Consider the following 20,390-nt stretch of genomic DNA (forward strand, 5'->3'; position numbering starts at 1 on the left):
GTGTTGGGGTGTGCCGTCTTTTGCGGCTTTGTTTTTTAGATCAATCATGTTGGACAAACACCGGTGCGACAGGGTCGCCCAGATCGTCCGTCGCCTCTGCCTCGATCCGGTCGCGGATGCGTTTACGGTAGACATTGGGTGCCTTGTCGATAGCGATGCGGATGGGTTTGCGTTTTTGGGGGCGCTGCTCTTCTTGGTGGACGGCTTCCAAAATCGCCTTGTCCTCGGCAAATGCAACGCGGAACATCGCGTCCATTTGGTCCGACGCGGCGTCATCGCCAAGGGCGGTGTTACGCAGGTGCATCCAGTGGTCGATCGTATAGTCCTCTGTCACGGGTGTGACGAAATGGAGCGCAAAGATACGCACGCCTTTGTTGCGCTGATCTTCGGGAAGTTCAAGCTTTGCGTCGGACGACCCAAAGTCAATGACAGCGGTCGAAGGCATGTGCAGATAGTAATAGTGCCAGCGGTCCACGTTGCCGTTAAAGCCGCCGAATTTTTTGAAAAAGCCGATGGGCTCCGCATCTCTGATCCAGCGCCACGCCACGATCACCTCGTCAGCGGTCTTTACATGCACCGGCACGTTTTCAGAGGCGGCGTTACCAAGTGTCGTCGGGTGGACAAAGCTGACATGCGCAGGGTCCACAAGGTTTTCGGCCACATTCAGGTAGTTGGCTTGAATATGCAGCTTGTCGCCGTGGTGGATGTGCCACCCCTCCTGACCCAGCTCGGGCAAGTCAAAGGCCAGCGCGGGGTCTGCCTTGTCGGCGTCGCCCATCCAGATAAACACGATGCCGTGGCGTTCCAGCACCGGGTAGCTTTCCACATAGGCAGATTTGGGCAGGTTCGATTGCCCCGGCACCCGCACGCAGGCCCCGTCCGCGCCAAAGGTCATGCCGTGATAGCCGCATTGAATGGTGTCGCCGATGCGTTTGCCCTTGGACAGCGGCAGCAAGCGGTGCGGACAGCGATCTTCGAGCGCGGCGATCTGGCCTTTGCTGGTGCGGTAGACTACAAGGTTTTGCGCAAGCAGTGTCAGCGGCACCAAATCATCGCCAAAGTCGGTGGACCACCCGGCAACGTACCAAGCGTTTCTGACAAAGGACATCTTCTCACTCCTTGCTTTTCACAGGTTCATGAAGGACCAGAAACTTGTTAGCTGTCAAACAAATTCTTGTCGCCCATCTGATATAGACCCCAGATGGAAACCGTGGGATGATAGTGCCTAATCAATACGCATTGACCCCCAGAACACTGGATAAGAACCTTGGTTGAAACCACACAAGACCTGACCCTGAACGCGGACTATGCGCTAGAGCAACAGATCGGGTTCAAGCTGCGCCTTGCGAACCAGCGTCACCTTGAGATTTTCAACCGACGGATGCCCGACATCACCCCAACACAGTTTGCGGTGCTGGCCAAACTGCGCGACGAGGCGCGGATCAGCCAGAACCACTTGGGGCGTCTGGTCGGGATGGATGCAGCGACCACCAAAGGGGTGATCGACCGTTTGCGTAAAAAGGGTTTGGTCCATTCCACCCCGTCAAAGACCGACATGCGGCGGCTGGAAATTTCGCTGACCGACGAGGGGATCGCGGTGACGGCCAAGGCGATTGCCACGGCGCAGGAAATCTCGGCCGAGACAGTCGGCAACCTCACCCCGCGCGAGGTCGACCGACTGCTGGCCCTGCTCGAAAAACTCTAGGCTCTAACGCAGGCCATCTTTGCCTTCGGCGTCTGCGTGGGTCAGCCCACCGACACGGGGCAAGGGGCGCCCAGAATCTGTGACAGCCACGGCCACCAGTATCTCGCCTGCGCGCGGCGCATCGTTCAACCGGACCTCTATCCCGTCGAAATGACTGCGCACATAGGCGGCGTCTTTGTGCCCCAGCGGCACGTCCAACACTTGCCCCGGCCCGCCCATCTTTTTTGACGACGGCACCAGTGCTGCCCCCTTTTCTACCGCAACCCGTAGCGGTGCGCCGAGTTTCGGGTGCAGGATGGCGGCGGCGTGTTCCAACTCTCCGCCTTCGCCAACCATTGCGGCCTTGCCATAGCTTTCGGCCTGCGCGGGGGTGATGCCAAGTGCCGCGACACATTTATCACCCAGCAGTCCCCCGAGCTCTGCACCGATATCCATCAGTGGGGTCAGGTCTTCGGTATAAGAGCCTACAAAGGGGTTTTTGATCACGGCCACGGCGACAGCCTTGCGCGTCGGCGGCGATATCTGCCGCCCGATCTCGCGGTGTGTCTCTTCGACCCAAACGGCGATCTTGCGGATTTCGGCGCTCATCTCAGGCCATCCTTTCCTTCGATTTCCTTTGCATCCAACCCGCCCGCGCGGTTGTGGATACGTGCCCCTGTGGTCATCACAAGGATCACAGCCATTTCATCGGCGCGCGGGCTGTCGTTCAGGCCGACCTCGATTGAATCAAAGTGGCTGCGGACATAGGACGCGTCGACATGGGTGACGGGTACATCGAGCCTGACCCCCGCCGCGCCGACCTTTTTCGTGGACGGCACAATCGCCTTCGATCCGCCCAATACATCGCGCATCGCATAGCCGCCCGGCGCGTGCCAGAGCGCACCGTGCTCCAACTCTCCGCCCGTGCCGACGATGCTGCCTTTGCCGTATCCTTCGATCTGTGCGGCCTCGACCCCGAGCGCCGCCAGCAGCTTTTGCGCCATCGCGACCCCCAGCGGTTTGAGGTCTTCCATAAAGGGCTGGATGTCCTCGATATAAGAGCCTGCATAGGGGTTTTGGATCACAGCCATGACCGACCCGCGTTTCAGCGGCGTATTGGCGGGGGGGCCGCCTTCGTGGAAAATCTCTTCGACGCTGGTGACGATTTTGCGGGTCATAACCTCAGGCATGTTCGGGGGCTTTCGTTAGGGATTTCAGAGTTTCGGGCAGGCCGATGACAGTATGTTGGTCGCGCAGGAACAGTGCAGCGGCAGAGATGAGGCCACGGTCGCGCAAACCCTGCGCCGCTGTCGCGCCTGCATTGAGGGCGTGGTTAGCATCGGCAGGGGAGAGCGGCCCGACATGGGTAACCACTGGGGCCGCACCAAGGTCGCTGTCTTCGTGCAACTGGTTGGCGGGGCTACGCCGGATCGCGGGATGGGCGGGCAGATCAACGGCATTTCCCAGCCTCGTCGCCGCCGCATCGGCCATCGCGGCGGATCGGGCCAGCACGGTCACACTGTCGGCGATGCCCAAGGACTGGCTACGCCCGCCCTGCCCGCTGGTGGCGATGCCGCGAATGGGGTCACTGCTGCGGATCGTGACGCTGCCAAGCGACCGCCCGTCCAGCCCCGCAATACCCACGTCAAAGCGCGCGCCCTCGGTCAGATGCAGCGCGATATCGCCACCGTTGTTCACATAGGCGCGGGTCAGATTGGAGGCATCCACCATGGCCGACAATACCTCTGCCGCGACGGCACCGGCGACGCAGATCATCGGCGTGGTCAGCCCGTCGGCATAGGGCAAGGCGGCGCGGTACATCGCGCGGGCGATCTTGCCTTTTGGTTTGCTGTCGACAGGGCGGCGCAGCAGGGGCAGCTCTGCGGTTAGCTCAGATAGAACAGTGCTAAAGCGATCAAACGCCGCCTGAAACGCCACATCGCGCGCGCCATCTGCCCCGATGATCAGGTCAATCGGGCCGTGGGACAGATGCAGCCTGCCGCCGGATAGATACGCCGCCTGTGCCGTCATGTCTCGTCCTTCGACCAGCCATAGTTTTCCCGCGCGTTCGGATCTGGTTGTAACAGCTGTTGTGCCACCCGCCGTACGTCATCGGTGACCACATCACGCACGGGCTGGATATGCTCCATATGCCCGCCAAGCGTGCCGTAATCCTCGCGGCGCAGGGTGAATTCGATGGGGGCGACCAGCGCAGGCGTGGGCACATAGCCAAAGGAGTTTGTGGGCATATCCATGACATCCACCATGACGGTTATGCCGCCTCCCGGCCAGACATAGGCCTCGGCGCCGCCGCAGGACACATGGGTCAGGGATTCCTTGACCGACCGCGTCAGACGCACGGGGTTTTCCGTTACGCCCGCGCGCAGGCTGCCGCCGGCCCCCCCCATGAACAGCACCGAACAGAGCGAGGGTTCGCAATTCTCGGCGATGCGGTCGGCGACGACCAACAGCTCAGGCGTGATCTCGGCGGGTTGAGGGACAAGTGCATCATCCAACGTGAAATACGCCCATTGCTCGCCCGTGGTAGAGATCATCAGCAGACGCAACCCGGGCCAAGCGCGTTTCGGATCGGCGTCGCGCAGGATGGTCAACGGGTCTTCGACGTCGGTGCCACCCCACCCGGTACCGGGGTCCGCGACTTGAAAATACCGCCCCGGCGTCGACCGCCGCCCGTTCACGCGGATGCCAGAGGGGGTCATATCCAGCCCCTTGCCGGCCTCGTGTTCGGTCAGCACGCCTGTGATGTGATCATCGACGACCACCACCTCGTCCACATGCCCGTACCATTGTTTGGCAAACATCCCGATGGTCGCCGACCCGCACCCGACCCGCATCAGCTTTTCTGGCGTGCCGTTGATAATTGGCGCTTTGCCCGCCTCAACCACCATGGTGACGCCGCCGTCGATTGTGACCTCGACGGGTTCACGGTTGCACAGGCGCAGCAGCGCGTCACAGGTGACGCGGCCTTCTTTCTTGGAGCCGCCGGTCAGGTGTTCGACCCCGCCCAAAGAAAGCATCTTGGACCCGTATTCCGAGGTCATGACGTGGCCGATCGCTTCTCCGCCTGCCCGCACCACGGCGCGTTCGTCGCCGATGTGGCGGTCGGTGTCGATCTTCACCTTGACCCCGCAGTACGAAAAAATGCCTTCGGTCACGACAGTGATCATGTCCACGCCCTCGACCTCTTGGCTGACGATGAAGGGCGCGGGTTTATAGTCAGGGTAGGTGGTCCCCGCCCCCACGGCCGTCACGAAATCGCGCCCGCCCTGAATCACGTCGCCGTCCCAATCCTGCGCATTGTCGCCCTGATCCAGAAAGGCCACGGCCTTGGCCCCTGACTGGATTACGGTCAGCGGGTCAAGCCGCACCAGCTCGCCCGCGTGATTGGCGTAGCGGTCGCAGGCACCGGATTTGCCGTCGGCGATGAAACACATCACCGGACAGGCATCGCAGCGGATTTTTTCGGGCTTGGGGTCGCGCAGGTCATCAGGCATGTCCGGCCTCCTTTAGGGCGGCGCGCAGGCGCGTGGGCGTGGCCGGCGTTTGCGTCACGCGCGCACCGGTGGCATGGTATATGGCATTCAGGATCGCGGGGGCGGTGGGGATCAGCACATGTTCCCCCAGACCTTTCGCGCCGTAGGGCCCGTGGGCATCTGCCACCTCCAGGATCAGCGTTTCGATCGGGGGGACATCGCCGATGGTCGGCATCAGATAGTCATGCAGGTTTTCGGTGCGGCCGGGGATATACTCTTCCATCAGCGCCATACCAAGCCCTTGGGCGATGCCACCCTGCACCTGTCCCTCGACCAGCAACGGGTTGATCGCACGGCCCACGTCATGGGCGGCGACAAAGCGCAGCGGGCGGCACAGACCAAGGGCGATATCCACCTCGACCACCACCAGATGCGCGGCGTAACCGAATTGCGCATAGGGCACGCCTTGCCCGTTTTCATCTAACGGCTTCACCGGCGGATCATAGCTTTCTTCGGCGCGCAGCACATAGCCATCGTCGTCCGCAGGCAGCCGTGACAGATCAAGCTGTTGCACATGGCCCGCGTCGGTGACCGTCACCCGCCCGCCTTGCGCCGTAATCTGTGCTGTGGGACCCGCGTTGACCTGGCGCAGAATCTCGGCCCGCAGCGCCTCGCCTGTTTTTAGCGCGGCATTGCCCGACACAAAGGTCTGCCGCGAGGCAGAAGTCTTGCCTGCGTCCGGCGTGATATCCGTATCGCCGCCGAGGATTTCGATGCCTTCAACCGACAGGCCAAGTGCTTTGGCAAAGATTTGCGGGATGACCGTGTTCGACCCCTGCCCGATGTCCATCGCGCCTTGGTGTAAAACGACTGTACCATCGGCCCGCACGCCCGCCAGAATCGTCGACGGGTTCGGCAGTGAGGTATTGCCGCAGCCGTACCATGCCCCCGCGATCCCAACGCCGCGTTTCACCGTATCATTCTGCGCGTTGAACTGCGCGCATTCGGCTTTTGCATCCTCCCACGCAGGGCGCAGCGCTTCAAGACAGGGGGCGATGCCGACCCCTTGATCAAAGACCTGACCGCAGACCGTGGGCACCCCATCCGCCAATGCGTTCTTCAGGCGAAAATCGAGCGGATCGAGCCCCAGCTTTTCTGCCAGCAGATCAAAGGCGGTTTCCTGAGCGATGGCTGATTGCGGCACGCCAAACCCGCGAAAGGCGCCTGCGGGTGGGCAATGGGTGTGCACCGCCCTGCTGCGGGCGCGGTAGTCGGGGATATAATAAGGGCCAGAGGCATGGACCGGCACGCGGTTGGCCACAGTCGGGCCCCAACTGGCATAAGCACCTGTGTTGAAATCCCCGTCAAAGCGTAGCCCCGAAAGCGCCCCATCGGCCTTGGCCCCGACCTTGATTGTGATCTGCGCGGGGTGGCGTTTGGTGGTCGATTGCATCGTCTCGACGCGGCTATAGGTCATACGTACGGGGCGACCCGTTTTCAGTGCAGCAATGGCGATGAAGGGCTGCAATGACAGATCAATCTTCGACCCGAAGCCCCCACCTACTGCCGTTGGCACGATGCGAATATCAGCCATCGGACGGTCAAGGATCGCGGCCAGCGCCTCGCGGTCCATACCGGGGGCTTGGGTGCAGGCGTGAACATGGATGCGCCCGCCTACCACTTCGGCAAAGCCGGCTTCCGGTTCGATATACCCGTGTTCGACAAAACTGGTGGTGTACTGCGCCTCGACCGTGGCATCGGCAGCATCAAGGGCGGCATCCACATCGCCGCACTGCACGAAACCGCCGCACATTATATTGCGTTTGCGATCCTCGAACAGTTGCGGCGCGTCGGGGGCGGTTGCCTCCGTCGTGTCCGAAAGCGCTGTCTGCGGGGTCCAGTTGATCGGGAAGGTGGCCAGATCAAGGGCGTTCACCGTCTCTGCCTCGCCCACGATGCAGGCGACCGCCTCGCCCCGAAACCGCACGTGGTTCACGGCAAAAACGGGCTGGTCGATGAAACCGGGGATCACACCAAAGGCATTCAGGCCGGGCACATCACTTGCGGTCAGGACGCAATGGAGGCCGGGGTGGGACACGCGCCAAGCCTCGAGGTCATCAAAGGTAAATGTTGCCGAGGGATGGGGCGAGCGGACGGCTCGCGCGACCAGCGCACCTGTCGGGGCAACGTCATCGCCGAACGCCTCTGATCCATCGACCTTGGCCACCCCGTCCAGCCGCCGTGCGGGCTGGCCAAGGTCGGTTGATGCGACAGTCAGCGTGGCGGCGGCGTGGGCATCCACCACTGCGTCGATAATCTTGCGATATCCGGTGCAGCGACACAGCACCCCGCCAAGCGCGTCTTGCACCTGCGCGGCATCCGGTTGCGGGGTCGCGCGCAATAGTGCCACGGCAGAGACCATCATCCCCGGCGTGCAAATACCGCATTGCGCCGCTTGGTGATGTTGAAAGCTTTGCATCAACGCCTGCGCGTCACGGTCAGTTTTTACCAGCCCTGCCAGCGTCTCGACGTGTCGCCCCACGGCCTGTTGCACGGGCATCAAACAGGCGCAGACAGGGGCCCCGTCGACCAGCACAGTGCAGGCCCCGCAGTCGCCGGCGTTGCAGCCGATCTTGACATCCTTGCGGTCCAGTCGTTCGCGCAAAGCGTAAGAAAGCCGCTCCCCCGGCAGGGGTTCGACCTGCGCTATGGCACCGTTCAAGGTAAACGACGTCACTTCGGTCATGGTCGGTTTGTCCATCAGATGACCCCTTTGAAAGCAAGCGTGACAGCGCGGCGGATCAATGTGGCACTGGCGGCAAGGCGGTAGTCGGCACTGGCGCGCACATCCGTAATTGGCGTGAGCGATTGTATCAGATCAGCCGTCATCCGGTTTTGCACGTCGCCAAGCGCGCAGTCCCGCAAGTGATCTTCGAGCGTGGTCAGCCGCTGTGCGACCGGCGATGCGGCACCGATAGCGATGCGGATATCGATCAATCTGTCGCCCTCAACCACTGCCAGCACCGCGACCATGCAGATAGAAATCACCAGATATTTCCGCGCCCCTAGCTTGACGAAACTGCTGTAGCTGTTGACGGGCGGGGTCGGGATATGCACCGCCGATACAAGCTCGTTCTGGGCACGATCTGTCTGGCGCACGCCCTGCAGAAACCGCCACAAGGGCACCACCCGCGACCCGTTTGCGTTGCAAAGCTCTACCTCGGCATTCAGTGTCAACAGCGGCGGCACGCCGTCGGCGGCGGGCGAAGCGTTGCACAGATTGCCCGCGATGGTGCCCGCGTTCTGGATCTGGATCGACCCGACTTCTCGCGCGGCCAGTTTCAGCCCGTCAAAGGCGGCGGGCAGATCGGCGCGGATGATGTCCGTCCATGTGGTGGCCGCCCCGATGCGCCAGCCCATGTCGGTTTGGCTGATCCCGCGCAGTTCTGGCAGGCGGGTGATGTCCAGCAGGTCACCGGTCACTGGACGGTCGCCCTGTGCCGGGAACCAATCGGTGCCCCCCGCGATGATCGACACCGGCCCTGCGGCCAGCGCGCTAAGTGCTTGATCGAGCGTCGTCGCGGTCAGGTAGCTCATTTGGTCACCTTTTGCTTCGGAGAAACTTGTTGGTATACGAATAGAGGTTCGGCCAAGGCCCATCTGTCAAATCATTTCGCATGCCATCAGCCGACAAAGGCTTTTTCGACCACAAAACTAGCAGGACGGTTGTTGGCCCCCTCGACCAGGCCAAAGGATTCGAGCGCAACCTTGGTGTCGTTCAGCATCGCAATCGACCCGCAGATCATCCCGCGGTCGGTGTCCGGGTGGATCGGAGGCAGACCAAGGTCGCGGAACATCTTGCCCGACATCATCAGATCGGTTTGCCGCCCCTCGCGCGACCATGGCTCGCGGGTCAGCGTGTCGTATAGGGTCAGCCTTTGCGCCAATTCGCCGACCAGCGGATCGGCCTTGAGGCTGGCAACCAGTTCTCGGCCATAGGTCAACTCTCCGGCGGTGCGGCAGGTGTGACACAGGATCAGATCGTCGAACTTTTCATATGTCTCGGGGTCGCGGATGACCGAAGCGAACGGCGCGATGCCGGTGCCTGTCGCAAACATCCACAGCCGTTTTCCGGGCAGCAAAGCGTCATTCACCAGCGTCCCCGTCGGCTTGCGCCGCATTAACACGGTGTCGCCGACCTTGAGCTTTTGCAGATGCTGGGTCAGCGGCCCGTCAGGTACTTTGATAGAGTAGAATTCGACCCCCTCGTCCCATGATGGCGACGCGATAGAATAGGCTCTGAACACCGGTTTTTCGGCATTCGGCAACCCAATCATCACAAACTCGCCGGACCGGAACCGAAAGGATGGATCGCGGGTGATGCGAAAGCGGAACAGGCTGTCAGTATAGTGCTGCACTTGCGTCACCGTTTCGGCAAAGACACCGGCGGGGATCGGATAGGTTTGGGGTATAGCAGCTGCGGTGTCCATGGGCTGTCCTTATCGGCTAGATCTCCATTATTGTTTGTGCACAAATGATATTCTGTCAAGCGTTTCGTCTTGATCGGTTGATTTTTTCTGTTAGCGTTCAAATGAAACTGATGCGGCTTGAAAGGCGATCTCATGTCAGACACCTCTGCAAAACTCGTGATCCGAAACATCGGGATGATCCTGACCGGCAAGATGGAAGAGCCCATAGCCGACGGGGATTGTCTAATCGCGATTGACGGCAAGATCACGCAGTGGGGCTATGCCACGGATATGGATTGCGAGGGGGCTACGACAGAGGTCGACGCCCATGGCGCGGCACTGGCCCCCGGCCTGATCGACAGCCATGTGCATCCGGTGGTGGGAGATTATACGCCGCGTCAGCAGCAGTTGGGATGGATCGATTCAACGCTACACGGCGGTGTCACGACGCTCATTTCGGCCGGCGAGGTCCATATGCCGGGCCGCCCCAAGGATATCGTCGGCCTCAAGGCGATGGCGATTGCGTCGCAGCGCTGGTACGAAAATTTCCGCCCCTCTGGCGTCAAGGTGCACGCAGGAGCCCCCGTTATTGAGCACGGCATGGTGGAAGAAGACTTTGCCGAGATGGCAAAGGCCGGCGTGACCTTGCTGGGAGAGGTCGGACTGGGCACCGTCAAGGACGGCAAAACGGCGGCACAAATGGTGGGATGGGCGCGCAAATACGGGATGCAAAGCACGATCCACACCGGCGGCCCCTCGATCCCCGGATCGGGGTTGATCGACGCCGATATGGTGCTCGAGACGGGGACAGATGTGGTCGGGCACATCAATGGCGGACACTCCGCCCTGCCCGACGACCAGATCATCTGCCTGTGCGAAGGCTGCAAAGCCGCGCTCGAGATTGTGCATAACGGAAATGAGCGCGCCGCGTTGCTGACGCTGAATACCGCGCGCGAGCTTGGCAAGTTGGATCAGTTGATCCTTGGCACCGACGGTCCGGCAGGGTCCGGCGTGCAACCTTTGGGGATCATGCGGATGGTCGCGATGCTGTCGTCGCTGGGGAATGTCCCGGCCGAGATCGCGTTCTGCTTTGCCAATGGCAACACCGCACGGCAGCGCAAGCTCGATACCGGATTGATCGAGGTCGGCAAATGTGCGGATTTCGTCTTGATGGATCAGGCACAGCATGCGCCCGGCAAGAACATGCTCGAATCCGTCCAGCTGGGTAATTTGCCGGGTGTGGGCATGACGGTGATTGATGGCGTGGTCCGCAGCTTGCGCAGCCGCAACACCCCGCCTGCGACCCGCCTGCCGGAGCTGATCAGCGGCAGCGTCGGGACGTAACCACGCGCGATATTAGCCGCAGCACCCGCACCGCTGCGCCTAAGTGACGCGATGTTTCAATGACATCGCAGGTGCCCTGGCGCCCTTCTTTCGGTTTCCCCAAAAGAAAGGCTTTTCTTACCTGTGCATTCATGGTCAGTTTTCGCCAAGATACAGCACCGCGTCAGCGGGGGGCCTTGGTGCGCGTAAAAACCTGTCAAACGTCAGTTTGCGGAACATTGTTCCATCATGCGGTATTGCAGTTTGGATTTTAACGATTAGGCTGCAGACATCAGAGTCGCGGACAATCGTGGAGGAGTGTCCGGCAACAGGCTCGATAAGGGAGGACGAAATGGCCACACTATCTGTATCTATGCTGTCTGCGGGCCGGTGCATATGACCGCAATGACCCCCGAGGAAGCCATTCGCCACGTGGTTTCGACAAACCCGACGTTCGAGGTAGCCGAGAGCAACATTCGTGGCGTCACCTATAAGACATTCAAAAACATTCCCAAAACCCTTGGAGGCCTCGTTCAGGCGAGCCGCGAGATTCATGATAACGGGGAGGCGGAGTTTCTGGTCTATCAGGACGAACGCTGGACCTATGATGAATTTGTCGCCGACGTGAATCGTATTGCCAACGGGCTGCGCGACACGCTTGGGATCAAGACCGGCGACCGTGTCGGCATCGCGATGCGCAACTACCCCGAACTGTTGATGTTAACCCTTGCCGTTGCCTCGGCTGGTGCGGTGGTGGTGTTCGTGAACGCGTGGTGGACGACCGAAGAGCTCGACTATGCGCTGCAAGACAGCGGTGCCAAGACGGTGTTTGCTGATGGTCCCCGCTTTGAACGGATGATGCCGCTGGTCGACGACCTAGGGCTGCGTCTGATCGGCGTGCGTGATGGCGAAGACATGGGCCCGCACAAGCTATCGGCGGTGATGCAAGGTATGGCCGATACTGCGCCCGAGGGTGTCGACCTGGACACCGACGATGATTTTGCGGTGATGTATTCCTCTGGCACGACGGGCAAGCCGAAAGGTGTGGTCCAAACCCACCGTGGTGCGCTGAGCGCGGTGTTCAGCTGGCTGTTACAGGCGGTCGCCGTCCCGCTGGTCACACCCCCTGAACCCGGTGCGCCGCCCGCGCCGCGCCCGTCGGGGTTAATCGTCACGCCGCTGTTCCACGTCACTGCGACGCATCCGCTGTTTTTGCTGAGCCTGCCAGCCGGTGCCAAGATTTCGCTGCTGCACAAATGGGATGCCGAAGAAGCGGTGCGTGTGATCAACCGCGAAGGCGTGACCCGTTTTCTAGGTGTGCCGACGCAATCTGCTGACCTGCTTGAGGCCGCGAAACGCATGGGCGAGACGCTGCCGACGCTCAGCTGGCTTGGGGCTGGCGGGGCGAAACGCCCTGCGGCCCAGGTGGCGCAGCTTAAGGGACAATTCCCCGCCGCTGATATCGCGACCGGCTGGGGCATGACCGAGACCAACGCCCTTGGTATCGGGATGGTCGGCGAAGAATACAACAAACGCCCCGACGCCGCAGGCAAGCTGCACCCGCCGCTGCAAGATATCCGGTTTCTGGATGACAAGGGCAACGATGTGCCACAGGGCGAACTGGGCGAGATTACCGTCAAAAGCCCCGCCAATATGCGCTGCTATCTGAACAAGCCCGAAGCCACTGAAGAGACGATGCAAGACGGCTGGCTGCGCACCGGTGATCTGGGTGTGATCGACGCCGAAGGCTATATCACGATCCTGGACCGCAAGAAGAACATCATCATTCGCGGTGGTGAAAACATTGCCTGTCTTGACGTGGAAGGTGCGTTGCACACCCACCCCGATGTGATCGAGGCCTGCGCGTTCTCTGTCCCCGATCCGCGTTTGGGCGAAGTCGTCGGGGCCTCTGTGCAGACCCGCGATGGCAAGCCGTTAACGCAGGCGGATATGGCGGCACACCTCGACGGGCGGCTGGCCAAATTCAAGATACCCGAAAAACTGTGGTGCCAGGACGGTCCTTTGACCCGTGGTGCCACCGACAAGATTGACCGCCGTGCGATCCGCGCGGCCTGTCTGGACACATAAGGCCCACCAACCGGGCCGGAAGAAAGGAAGACTATGAACACCCCAACCGACGCAGAAATTGGTGCCTATATCGGTGCTGCCGGCAAAGCCGCGTGGGAGGTCCCGGACCTGCCCGCCAATACCAAACAGCGCGAGATCAAATCCGTAGGCATCATCGGCGCGGGCACGATGGGCGGCGGCATTGCGATGAACTTTGCCACCGCGGGCATCCCCGTCACCATCGTCGAGACCACGCAAGAAGCACTGGATCGCGGGTTGAAGGTTGTGCGCGGCAACTACCAGCGCAGCAGTGACAAGGGCCGTTTCCCGCAAGACGAAGTCGAAGCCCGGATGGACCGTTTCGACGGCAAGCTGGAACTTGCTGCCTTGGCGGACTGTGATCTGGTGATCGAAGCCGTGTTCGAAGACATGGAGCTGAAGCGCAAGATCTTCACCGAGCTGGACCGCGTGATGAAACCCGGCGCGATCCTTGCGACGAACACCTCGGCGTTGAACATCGACGAAATCGCAGCGATGACCAGCCGCCCCGAAGACGTCATCGGACTGCACTTTTTCTCGCCTGCCAACGTAATGAAACTGCTCGAAATTGTGCGCGCGAAACATACTGCCGATGACGTGGTCGCGACCTCGATGGATTTGGCGGCCAAGATCAACAAGATTGCCGTGCTGGTTGGCGTTTGCCCCGGTTTTGTCGGCAACCGCATTTTGTTCGCGCGCCAGAAACAGGCGAACAAGCTGCTGCAACAGGGCTTGATGCCGTGGGATGTGGATGCCGCGCTGAACGCCTTTGGCTTCAAGATGGGGCCGTTCCAGATGTCCGATCTGGCCGGTCTGGATATCGGGTGGTCCAAAGGGGCCAAGACTGAAAACCCGATCCGCGATGCGCTGTGTGAAATGGACCGCCGTGGCCAAAAGACCCAAGCGGGCTTCTACGACTATGACGAATCGCGTCGCCCGATCCCGTCCGATGTTGTGGCGAAAGTGATTAAGGACATCACAGGTGCCGAGACAAGCCAGATGTCGCAAGACGAGATCATCGAAATCTGCATTTATCCGATGATCAACGAGGCTGTCAAAATCCTCGAAGAGAACAAGGCGCAGCGCCCGTCTGACATCGATGTGGTCTGGCTGAACGGCTATGGCTGGCCTGCCGATAAGGGCGGCCCGATGTTCCATGGCGACATGGTCGGTGCGCAAGCCGTGCTGGACGTGATGGAAAAGCTAGGCGCCCAAGACCCCGAATTCGCGCCCGCTGAGCTGCTACGCGATTTGGCCGCAAATGGCGGCAAGTTCACAGAAATCGACACCGGAGGGCTGAAGGTATGAGCTATCAATATATCACCACCGAAAAAAAGGGTCACATCCTGGTCGTGACCATGAACCGGCCCGAAGTCTACAACGCCGTGCATGTGGACATGCACAATGAAATGGCCGCCTGCTGGGACGCGTTTGCAGCGGATCAGGATCTGTGGGTCGCCGTTCTCACAGGGGCGGGCGACAAAGCGTTCTCCGCGGGGAACGACCTGAAAGCTACCGCAGCGGGCGGGTCCAAGGCGACAATGCCCGCCAGCGGCTTCGCCGGTCTGTCCTCGCGTTTTGATCTGGAAAAGCCCATCGTCGCAGCCGTCAACGGTTTCGCCATGGGCGGTGGTTTTGAAACAGCATTGTCCTGCGACATTATTCTGGCGTCAGAGCAGGCGAAATTCGCCCTGCCCGAAGTCAAGGTCGGCTTCTTTGCCGCGGCATCGGGCGTACAGCGTCTGTCGCGCTATATCGGGCGCCTTGCCGCGCAAGAGCTGATGTTCACAGGGCGCACCATCATGGCCGACGAAGCGCTGGCGATGGGTTGTGTCAACGCAGTTTACCCTGCGGAACAGCTGATGGCGAAAGCGATGGAAAAGGCCGAAGAGCTGTGCGGCGTATCGCCGTCGGCGGTCAAGGCCACGAAACGCGTGCTGAACGACATGTACGCCCGTGACGGGATGCAAGACAGCATTGCCTATTCACGCGAAGTGATCGCGGATCTTAGCAAAACCGAAGACTTCAAGGAAGGCGTGAACGCCTTTGTCGAAAAACGCAAACCCAACTGGGTCAACAAATAATATCCGAAATTAACTGCCAGGAGGCACTCTATGTCACATAACGAAGCTATGGCCGGAATGAACAACCTTGATATGTCGGAAAAAGCCAAGCCCCTATTGGCCGCCGTGATCAAGCACATCCGCGAAAACGTCGACCCGATGACCGACGAATTCTTCCGTCTTGGCGAAGGCCGCGCCGACCGCTGGTCCTATGCACCGGGCCAATTGGAACTGCTGGAAGAAGCCAAGCAAAAGGCGCGTGATGCCGGTCTGTGGAACTTCTTTCTGCCTAACGCCGAAACCGGCGAAGGCCTTAGCAACCTCGACTACGCTTATATCGCAGCCGAGTTGGGCAAGAGCCCGCTGGCCCCTGAAACACTGAACTGTAACGCACCTGACACTGGCAACATGGAAGTGTTGGAACGCATCGGCACGCCCGAGCAAAAAGAACAGTGGCTCAAGCCCCTGCTTGCCGGTGAAATCCGGTCAGCCTTTGCGATGACCGAACCTGATATGGCGTCCTCGGATGCCAAGAACATCTCTACTTCTGCTGTGCTAGAAAACGGCGAGTGGGTGATCAACGGCGAGAAATACTACATTTCGGGCGCAGGTGATCCACGCTGTAAGATCATGATCACGATGGTCAAAACGTCCCCCGACGCCGACCCCTTCCGCCAGCAGTCCCAGATCCTTGTGCCGATCGACACCCCCGGTGTCGAAATTGTCGGCCCGATGCATGTATTCGGTCACGACGACGCGCCACACGGTCACATGCACATCAAGTTCACCAACGTCCGCGTGCCCGAGGAAAACATTCTGTGGGGCGAAGGCCGCGGATTTGAAATTTCCCAAGTTCGTCTTGGGCCAGGCCGTATCCACCACTGCATGCGCTCTATCGGGTCGGCAGAAAAAGCGTTGGACCTGATGATCGAACGCGGTCTGAGCCGCGAAGCGTTTGGGAAGAAGATCATTGATCTGGGCAAGAACATGGAAACCATCTCTCGTGCCAAGATCGAGATCGAGGCGATGCGCCTGATGGTTCTGAAAGCCGCCAAGGCGATGGATGTGCTGGGCAACAAAGAAGCGCGCATCTGGGTCAGCATGATCAAGGCGATGGTGCCAGAAAAAGTCTGTAACATCATTGACCAAGCGATGCAGGTGCATGGTGCCACGGGTATCTCGCAGTGGTCGCCGCTGTCGGGCATGTACACGTCCCAGCGTACGCTGCGCTTTGCGGATGGCCCTGATGAAGTCCACCATCACGTGATCGCCCGCGCCGAGGTCAAGGATTATCAGGAATCCAACCTGCGCACATCGCGTGCCCGCGACGAGATCGCGACAGGTCGCACGCGGGGTGGCGTATGACCCTATTCGATCTGACCGGAAAGGTGGCGCTGTTGACCGGCGCCTCCAAGGGCATGGGGCTGGCGATGGCCAAGGCCCTGGCCGAGCATGGCGCGACAGTCGTCATCTCGGCGCGCAAGCAAGACCAACTGGATGCCGCCGCCGCCGAGATCAACGCGCTTGGCAAGGGCAAGGCGTTCGGCGTCGCGTGTAATGTCGGCTACAAAGAGCAGTTGCAGGCGCTGGTGGACGAGACCCACAAGCTGGCGGGCAAAATCGACATCGTGATCGGCAATGCCGGCGTGAACCCCTATTATGGGCCCACGTCCGAGATCCCCGATGATGCCTATGAAAAGACGATGAACGCCAATGTGCTGTCCAACCTTTGGCTGGCACAGATGGTGGCCCCCGACATGATCGAAAAAGGGTCTGGCTCGATGGCGTTCACCTCGTCCATCGGGGCGTTCAAACCGTCGGTCATGCTGGGCACCTATGGCATGTCCAAGCTGGCGCTGATCGGCCTTGTGCGGAATCTCGCGGCAGAATTCGGGCCCAAGGGTCTGCGGTTCAACGCGATTTGCCCGGGTCTGGTGAAAACCGAATTTGCGCGCGAGCTGTGGGACAATCCCGAAGTCGAAAACCGCATCAAGAATGAAATCCCGCTGCGCCGTCTTGGCGAGGCAGAGGATTTCGCGGGGCTCGCCGTGTTCCTTGCTTCTGATGCAAGCCGCTACATGACCGGTCAGGCGCTGACCGTTTGTGGCGGGTCGAACATGTGGACGTGAGGGGCAGTTATGGAACTCAAGGATAAAATCATCGTCATCACCGGTGCCGCCAGCGGCATCGGCAAGGCGATGGCCGTCCGCTTTGCTGCGGAAGGGGCTAAGAAAGTCGTCTGTGTTGATCTCAACAAAGAGGGCGCGCAGGCGGTTGCCGATGAAATCGGTGGCGTAGCATTCGGTGTGAATGTTGGCGTAGAGCAAGAGATCGCGGATATGATCGATGCCGTTGAAAACGACATCGGTCCGATTGATCTGTTCTGTTCGAACGCGGGCATCCTGATCGCGGGCGGCATGGAAGTGCCGAACGAGGACTGGCAGCGCATCTGGGACATCAACGTGATGGCCCACATCTGGGCGGCCCGTCATCTGGTGCCGCGCATGACCGAACGCGGGGGCGGCTATCTGTTGAACACTGCCTCGGCAGCGGGTCTGCTTAATCAGGTCGGCTGCGCGCCTTACGGCGTGACGAAACATGCAGCTGTTGCCGTTGCTGAATGGTTGGCGATGTCCCACGGGGATGACGGGATCAAGGTATCGGTGTTGTGTCCGCAAGCGGTTCGCAGCGAAATGACCCGCGGTCACGAGGATTCTGTGGCCGCACTCGACGGACTGCTGGAAGCCGAACCTGTGGCCGAAGCCTGTCTGGAGACCATCCGCAACGAGACATTTCTTGTTCTGCCCCACCCTCAGGTGTTGGAATACATGCGCAAGAAGACCGAAAACTACGACCGCTGGATCGGGGGCATGCGCAAGCTGCACCGGATGTATGGCGACCGCAGAAACCCGCAAGGAAATGCATCATGATCGGCTATACCACCGTCGGCACCAGCGACATCGCACGCGCAAAACAGTTCTATTGCGACCTGTTCGAAAGCAAGGGAGCCAAGCTACTGATCGACAGCGGCCGGATTGCCATGATTGGCACCGGCGGCGGCACACCCATGATTTCGGTCTGCGAGCCCTATAACAAAGAGGCCCCTACCCCCGGCAACGGGGTGATGGTGGCGTTTACGGCGGACAGCAAAGAAGAAGTCGACGCGTTCTACGCCAAGGCGATTGAGCTTGGCGCGGCGGACGAAGGCGCGCCGGGGCAACGGATCCCGGACCGTTTTTACGGGGCCTATGTCCGGGACTTTGATGGCAACAAACTGTGCTTTTTCAAATTCGGTTAACCTGAAAACCTGCCGTCCGCATCACGCGGGCGGCAACCCATAGACACGCCGCGCTGTGCCGGAAAACAGCGCCTGTCGCGCTGCGTCATCTAGATGCGCTGACATCTTTTTAAATGCATTCCAGATCACCACATAGCTGACCGCCGTACGGTCCACGGGAAAGTTGCTTTCGAACATGCAACGCTCGGGGCCGAAAACGTCCAGCATATGCGCGTACCATTTGCCTTGCGTCTCGATGATTTCATCCGAGGATGGTGGCAGGTCACGGTGCATATAGCCGTAGCCGTTGTCGGGCATACAAAGCCCGCCCAGTTTGGCCATCACATTGGGGCACTCTGCGAGCTCTGACATATGGTCCTTCCACGCGGCAAAGATGTCGTCCCGTTTGCCCTCGAACCGGCCAACACCCAAAGGCGTGCCAAAGTGATCGAGGACGAGCGTCGTCTGTGGGGCAGCGCGGGCAAGATCGAGAAACTCTTGGTGCTGGTGGTGATAATGCCAGCTGTCCAGCGTCAGTCCGCGGTCGCCCAAAATCGCGACACCGCGCACAAACTCGGGGTCGCCATACTGATTTTCGACCCCGCGTCCGGGGATCGCCAGATGCTGCGGTTCCGCATCGCGCGCGCCGGAGTTGCGGATACCTTTGAACAGCCCGTTCCCTGCGGCCTCATGCGCGTCGAGCGCGGCATGCAGCTGGTCGGGGGGCAGCACCAGTTCGGTCTGCGCGATGATGCCCGCGATCTGCGCCTGACCGCGCGGCGTCTGCGCCGCCATTTGCGCCACGGTACGGGTCTCGCCCACCGATTGCAGATGCGCGGGGGCGTCGCGATCCCAATAGGACCGACATTCGATATAGACCGTCTGCACCACGTTATGCCCGGCGCCGGTGTCACGCCAAAGCGCGTCCATCTCGTAGACGGCGGGGGCCTCGGGCGTGCCGTGACGCCAAAGGTGATGGTGGGGGTCCACGATCTCGCGCTGCGGGTCGATTGCCGCCTCGGGGACCAGCCCGAGCCAGTCGTCACGCAGTTCGATGCCCGGTCGCAAGCCCGGATAGCGGCCCCCTGTCTCTGTCATGAAGCAACTTCTTTCTTTTTGTAGGGCCGCATCAACCCTTCTTGGGCAGTGGTGGCGGCCAGTTGTCCGTTTTGGTTATAGATCAGCCCGCGATTGAACCCACGCGCGCCGCCCGTAAAGGGCGCGTCGAGCTCGTATAAATGCCAGTCCGAGAAATCGATCGGCGCGTGAAACCACATGGCGTGATCCAGACTTGCGGTCATGACCTCGCCCTGAAACCACGTCAGCCCGTGGGGCCGCAGGGACGATCCGAGCAGGTTCATATCCGACGCATAGGCCAGCAAGCAGTGCTGCATGATCGGCGACTGCCCCTTGGCGGCCTCCATCCGGAACCAAAGATAGTTCTTGTCCGAAGTCTTTTCAGGTTCGAACAGATCGCGTGGATCAACCTCGCGGATCTCAATAGGGCGTTCGCGCAGGAAATCGTCGCGGTGTTTAGGAGAGATTTTCTCGATATAGGGTTCGCGCAGGTCCGGGCGGTCAAGCCAGTGTTCAGGCCCTTTGACGTCGGGCATCTTGTGTTGGTAATCCCAGCCCTCTTCCTGCACGTGGAACGATGCCGAAAGGTTAAAAATCTGTTTGCCGTGCTGGATCGCAACGACTCGCCGTGTGGTAAAGCTGCCCCCGTCACGGGCGCGGTCCACCTGATAGATCACCGGGATCGACGGATCGCCCGGACGGATGAAATAGGCATGCAGCGAATGGCACATCCGGTCCGGCACCGTGCGATAGGCGGCCATCAAAGCCTGCGCGATAACATGGCCGCCAAAGATGCGCGTGGTGGTTTCCCCGCCCGATCCGATCCCCCGGAACAAATCGACCTCAAGCTGTTCTATATCCAGCAATTCAAGGAGTTGGCGGGCCACGTCAGTCATC

Annotated in this window: 19 protein-coding genes; 9 read left to right on the forward strand and 10 right to left on the reverse strand. The window is 60.5% G+C overall.

Features of this window, described 5'->3' with window-relative positions:
- Positions 1 to 40: 40 nt before the first annotated feature.
- Complete coding sequence (locus GLP52_RS16675; RefSeq protein ID WP_237272972.1) at positions 41 to 1,108, reverse strand: aromatic ring-hydroxylating dioxygenase subunit alpha; 1,068 nt, start codon at positions 1,106 to 1,108, stop codon at positions 41 to 43.
- Positions 1,109 to 1,267: 159 nt separating this feature from the next.
- Here GLP52_RS16675 and GLP52_RS16680 point away from each other — a divergent pair, with 159 nt between their 5' ends.
- The gene (locus GLP52_RS16680; RefSeq protein ID WP_093732956.1) at positions 1,268 to 1,705 is read left to right on the forward strand and encodes a MarR family winged helix-turn-helix transcriptional regulator; all 438 of its coding nucleotides are present in this window, start codon (positions 1,268 to 1,270) and stop codon (positions 1,703 to 1,705) included.
- A gap of 3 nt (positions 1,706 to 1,708) precedes the next feature.
- Here the strand turns inward: GLP52_RS16680 and GLP52_RS16685 are convergent, their stop codons facing one another.
- The 7 genes from GLP52_RS16685 to GLP52_RS16715 form a co-directional block, all read right to left on the reverse strand.
- Positions 1,709 to 2,293 carry an amino acid synthesis family protein gene (locus tag GLP52_RS16685; RefSeq protein ID WP_093732955.1) on the reverse strand — a complete coding sequence of 195 codons (585 nt, stop codon included), beginning with the start codon at positions 2,291 to 2,293 and terminating at the stop codon, positions 1,709 to 1,711.
- Complete coding sequence (locus tag GLP52_RS16690) at positions 2,290 to 2,874, reverse strand: amino acid synthesis family protein (RefSeq protein WP_093732954.1); 585 nt, start codon at positions 2,872 to 2,874, stop codon at positions 2,290 to 2,292. Before GLP52_RS16690 ends, GLP52_RS16685 begins: the two co-directional genes overlap by 4 nt.
- Positions 2,867 to 3,715, reverse strand: a complete 849-nt coding sequence (locus tag GLP52_RS16695) for a UPF0280 family protein (RefSeq protein ID WP_093732953.1) — start codon at positions 3,713 to 3,715, stop codon at positions 2,867 to 2,869. Before GLP52_RS16695 ends, GLP52_RS16690 begins: the two co-directional genes overlap by 8 nt.
- Positions 3,712 to 5,199, reverse strand: a complete 1,488-nt coding sequence (locus GLP52_RS16700) for a 6-hydroxynicotinate reductase (RefSeq protein WP_237272973.1) — start codon at positions 5,197 to 5,199, stop codon at positions 3,712 to 3,714. Before GLP52_RS16700 ends, GLP52_RS16695 begins: the two co-directional genes overlap by 4 nt.
- Complete coding sequence (locus GLP52_RS16705) at positions 5,192 to 7,939, reverse strand: molybdopterin-dependent oxidoreductase (protein WP_237272974.1); 2,748 nt, start codon at positions 7,937 to 7,939, stop codon at positions 5,192 to 5,194. Before GLP52_RS16705 ends, GLP52_RS16700 begins: the two co-directional genes overlap by 8 nt.
- Positions 7,939 to 8,775 carry an FAD binding domain-containing protein gene (locus tag GLP52_RS16710; RefSeq protein ID WP_237272975.1) on the reverse strand — a complete coding sequence of 279 codons (837 nt, stop codon included), beginning with the start codon at positions 8,773 to 8,775 and terminating at the stop codon, positions 7,939 to 7,941. The genes GLP52_RS16705 and GLP52_RS16710 overlap by 1 nt, the downstream gene beginning before the upstream one ends.
- Positions 8,776 to 8,861: 86 nt before the next feature.
- Positions 8,862 to 9,668 (reverse strand): ferredoxin--NADP reductase, encoded by an 807-nt coding sequence (locus GLP52_RS16715; protein ID WP_237272976.1) that lies wholly within the window; start codon positions 9,666 to 9,668, stop codon positions 8,862 to 8,864.
- 132 nt (positions 9,669 to 9,800) lie between these two features.
- Here GLP52_RS16715 and GLP52_RS16720 point away from each other — a divergent pair, with 132 nt between their 5' ends.
- From GLP52_RS16720 to GLP52_RS16755, 8 genes are all read left to right on the forward strand, one after another.
- Entirely contained in the window at positions 9,801 to 10,991 is a 1,191-nt protein-coding gene (locus GLP52_RS16720; RefSeq protein ID WP_237272977.1) for an amidohydrolase family protein, read from the forward strand.
- A gap of 375 nt (positions 10,992 to 11,366) precedes the next feature.
- On the forward strand, positions 11,367 to 13,058 hold the full coding sequence (locus GLP52_RS16725) for a class I adenylate-forming enzyme family protein (protein ID WP_237272978.1): 1,692 nt from the start codon (positions 11,367 to 11,369) through the stop codon (positions 13,056 to 13,058).
- Positions 13,059 to 13,091: 33 nt separating this feature from the next.
- Positions 13,092 to 14,384: a 3-hydroxyacyl-CoA dehydrogenase gene (locus GLP52_RS16730; protein ID WP_237272979.1), complete on the forward strand. Its 1,293-nt coding sequence runs from the start codon at positions 13,092 to 13,094 to the stop codon at positions 14,382 to 14,384.
- Entirely contained in the window at positions 14,381 to 15,160 is a 780-nt protein-coding gene (locus GLP52_RS16735) for an enoyl-CoA hydratase-related protein (protein ID WP_093732945.1), read from the forward strand. The genes GLP52_RS16730 and GLP52_RS16735 overlap by 4 nt, the downstream gene beginning before the upstream one ends.
- Positions 15,161 to 15,217: 57 nt before the next feature.
- Positions 15,218 to 16,504 carry an acyl-CoA dehydrogenase family protein gene (locus GLP52_RS16740; protein WP_093732974.1) on the forward strand — a complete coding sequence of 429 codons (1,287 nt, stop codon included), beginning with the start codon at positions 15,218 to 15,220 and terminating at the stop codon, positions 16,502 to 16,504.
- Complete coding sequence (locus GLP52_RS16745) at positions 16,501 to 17,268, forward strand: SDR family NAD(P)-dependent oxidoreductase (RefSeq protein WP_093732944.1); 768 nt, start codon at positions 16,501 to 16,503, stop codon at positions 17,266 to 17,268. The genes GLP52_RS16740 and GLP52_RS16745 overlap by 4 nt, the downstream gene beginning before the upstream one ends.
- A gap of 9 nt (positions 17,269 to 17,277) precedes the next feature.
- Positions 17,278 to 18,069, forward strand: coding sequence for an SDR family oxidoreductase (locus GLP52_RS16750; protein ID WP_237272980.1), 792 nt, complete (start codon positions 17,278 to 17,280; stop codon positions 18,067 to 18,069).
- Positions 18,066 to 18,437: a VOC family protein gene (locus GLP52_RS16755; protein WP_093732942.1), complete on the forward strand. Its 372-nt coding sequence runs from the start codon at positions 18,066 to 18,068 to the stop codon at positions 18,435 to 18,437. Before GLP52_RS16750 ends, GLP52_RS16755 begins: the two co-directional genes overlap by 4 nt.
- A gap of 21 nt (positions 18,438 to 18,458) precedes the next feature.
- On the opposite strand, the gene GLP52_RS16760 is transcribed toward GLP52_RS16755, so the two are convergent.
- Both GLP52_RS16760 and GLP52_RS16765 read right to left on the reverse strand, forming a co-directional pair.
- On the reverse strand, positions 18,459 to 19,514 hold the full coding sequence (locus GLP52_RS16760; protein WP_237272981.1) for an amidohydrolase family protein: 1,056 nt from the start codon (positions 19,512 to 19,514) through the stop codon (positions 18,459 to 18,461).
- Positions 19,511 to 20,389, reverse strand: coding sequence for an acyl-CoA thioesterase (locus tag GLP52_RS16765; RefSeq protein ID WP_237272982.1), 879 nt, complete (start codon positions 20,387 to 20,389; stop codon positions 19,511 to 19,513). Before GLP52_RS16765 ends, GLP52_RS16760 begins: the two co-directional genes overlap by 4 nt.
- Between the last annotated feature and the right edge of the window lies 1 nt (position 20,390).

This window comes from Sulfitobacter sp. M22 (genome assembly GCF_021736025.1).
In the GTDB taxonomy this organism is placed as follows: Bacteria; Pseudomonadota; Alphaproteobacteria; order Rhodobacterales; family Rhodobacteraceae; genus Sulfitobacter; species Sulfitobacter litoralis.

Coding starts and splice junctions, on each gene's coding strand:
- GLP52_RS16675 (WP_237272972.1), bottom strand. CDS start 1,108: ATGTCCTTTGTCAGAAACGCTTGGTACGTTGCCGGGTGGTCCACCGAC.
- GLP52_RS16685 (WP_093732955.1), bottom strand. CDS start 2,293: ATGAGCGCCGAAATCCGCAAGATCGCCGTTTGGGTCGAAGAGACACAC.
- GLP52_RS16690 (WP_093732954.1), bottom strand. CDS start 2,874: ATGCCTGAGGTTATGACCCGCAAAATCGTCACCAGCGTCGAAGAGATT.
- GLP52_RS16695 (WP_093732953.1), bottom strand. CDS start 3,715: ATGACGGCACAGGCGGCGTATCTATCCGGCGGCAGGCTGCATCTGTCC.
- GLP52_RS16700 (WP_237272973.1), bottom strand. CDS start 5,199: ATGCCTGATGACCTGCGCGACCCCAAGCCCGAAAAAATCCGCTGCGAT.
- GLP52_RS16705 (WP_237272974.1), bottom strand. CDS start 7,939: ATGGACAAACCGACCATGACCGAAGTGACGTCGTTTACCTTGAACGGT.
- GLP52_RS16710 (WP_237272975.1), bottom strand. CDS start 8,775: ATGAGCTACCTGACCGCGACGACGCTCGATCAAGCACTTAGCGCGCTG.
- GLP52_RS16715 (WP_237272976.1), bottom strand. CDS start 9,668: ATGGACACCGCAGCTGCTATACCCCAAACCTATCCGATCCCCGCCGGT.
- GLP52_RS16720 (WP_237272977.1), top strand. CDS start 9,801: ATGTCAGACACCTCTGCAAAACTCGTGATCCGAAACATCGGGATGATC.
- GLP52_RS16725 (WP_237272978.1), top strand. CDS start 11,367: ATGACCGCAATGACCCCCGAGGAAGCCATTCGCCACGTGGTTTCGACA.
- GLP52_RS16730 (WP_237272979.1), top strand. CDS start 13,092: ATGAACACCCCAACCGACGCAGAAATTGGTGCCTATATCGGTGCTGCC.
- GLP52_RS16735 (WP_093732945.1), top strand. CDS start 14,381: ATGAGCTATCAATATATCACCACCGAAAAAAAGGGTCACATCCTGGTC.
- GLP52_RS16740 (WP_093732974.1), top strand. CDS start 15,218: ATGAACAACCTTGATATGTCGGAAAAAGCCAAGCCCCTATTGGCCGCC.
- GLP52_RS16745 (WP_093732944.1), top strand. CDS start 16,501: ATGACCCTATTCGATCTGACCGGAAAGGTGGCGCTGTTGACCGGCGCC.
- GLP52_RS16750 (WP_237272980.1), top strand. CDS start 17,278: ATGGAACTCAAGGATAAAATCATCGTCATCACCGGTGCCGCCAGCGGC.
- GLP52_RS16755 (WP_093732942.1), top strand. CDS start 18,066: ATGATCGGCTATACCACCGTCGGCACCAGCGACATCGCACGCGCAAAA.
- GLP52_RS16760 (WP_237272981.1), bottom strand. CDS start 19,514: ATGACAGAGACAGGGGGCCGCTATCCGGGCTTGCGACCGGGCATCGAA.
- GLP52_RS16765 (WP_237272982.1), bottom strand. CDS start 20,389: ATGACTGACGTGGCCCGCCAACTCCTTGAATTGCTGGATATAGAACAG.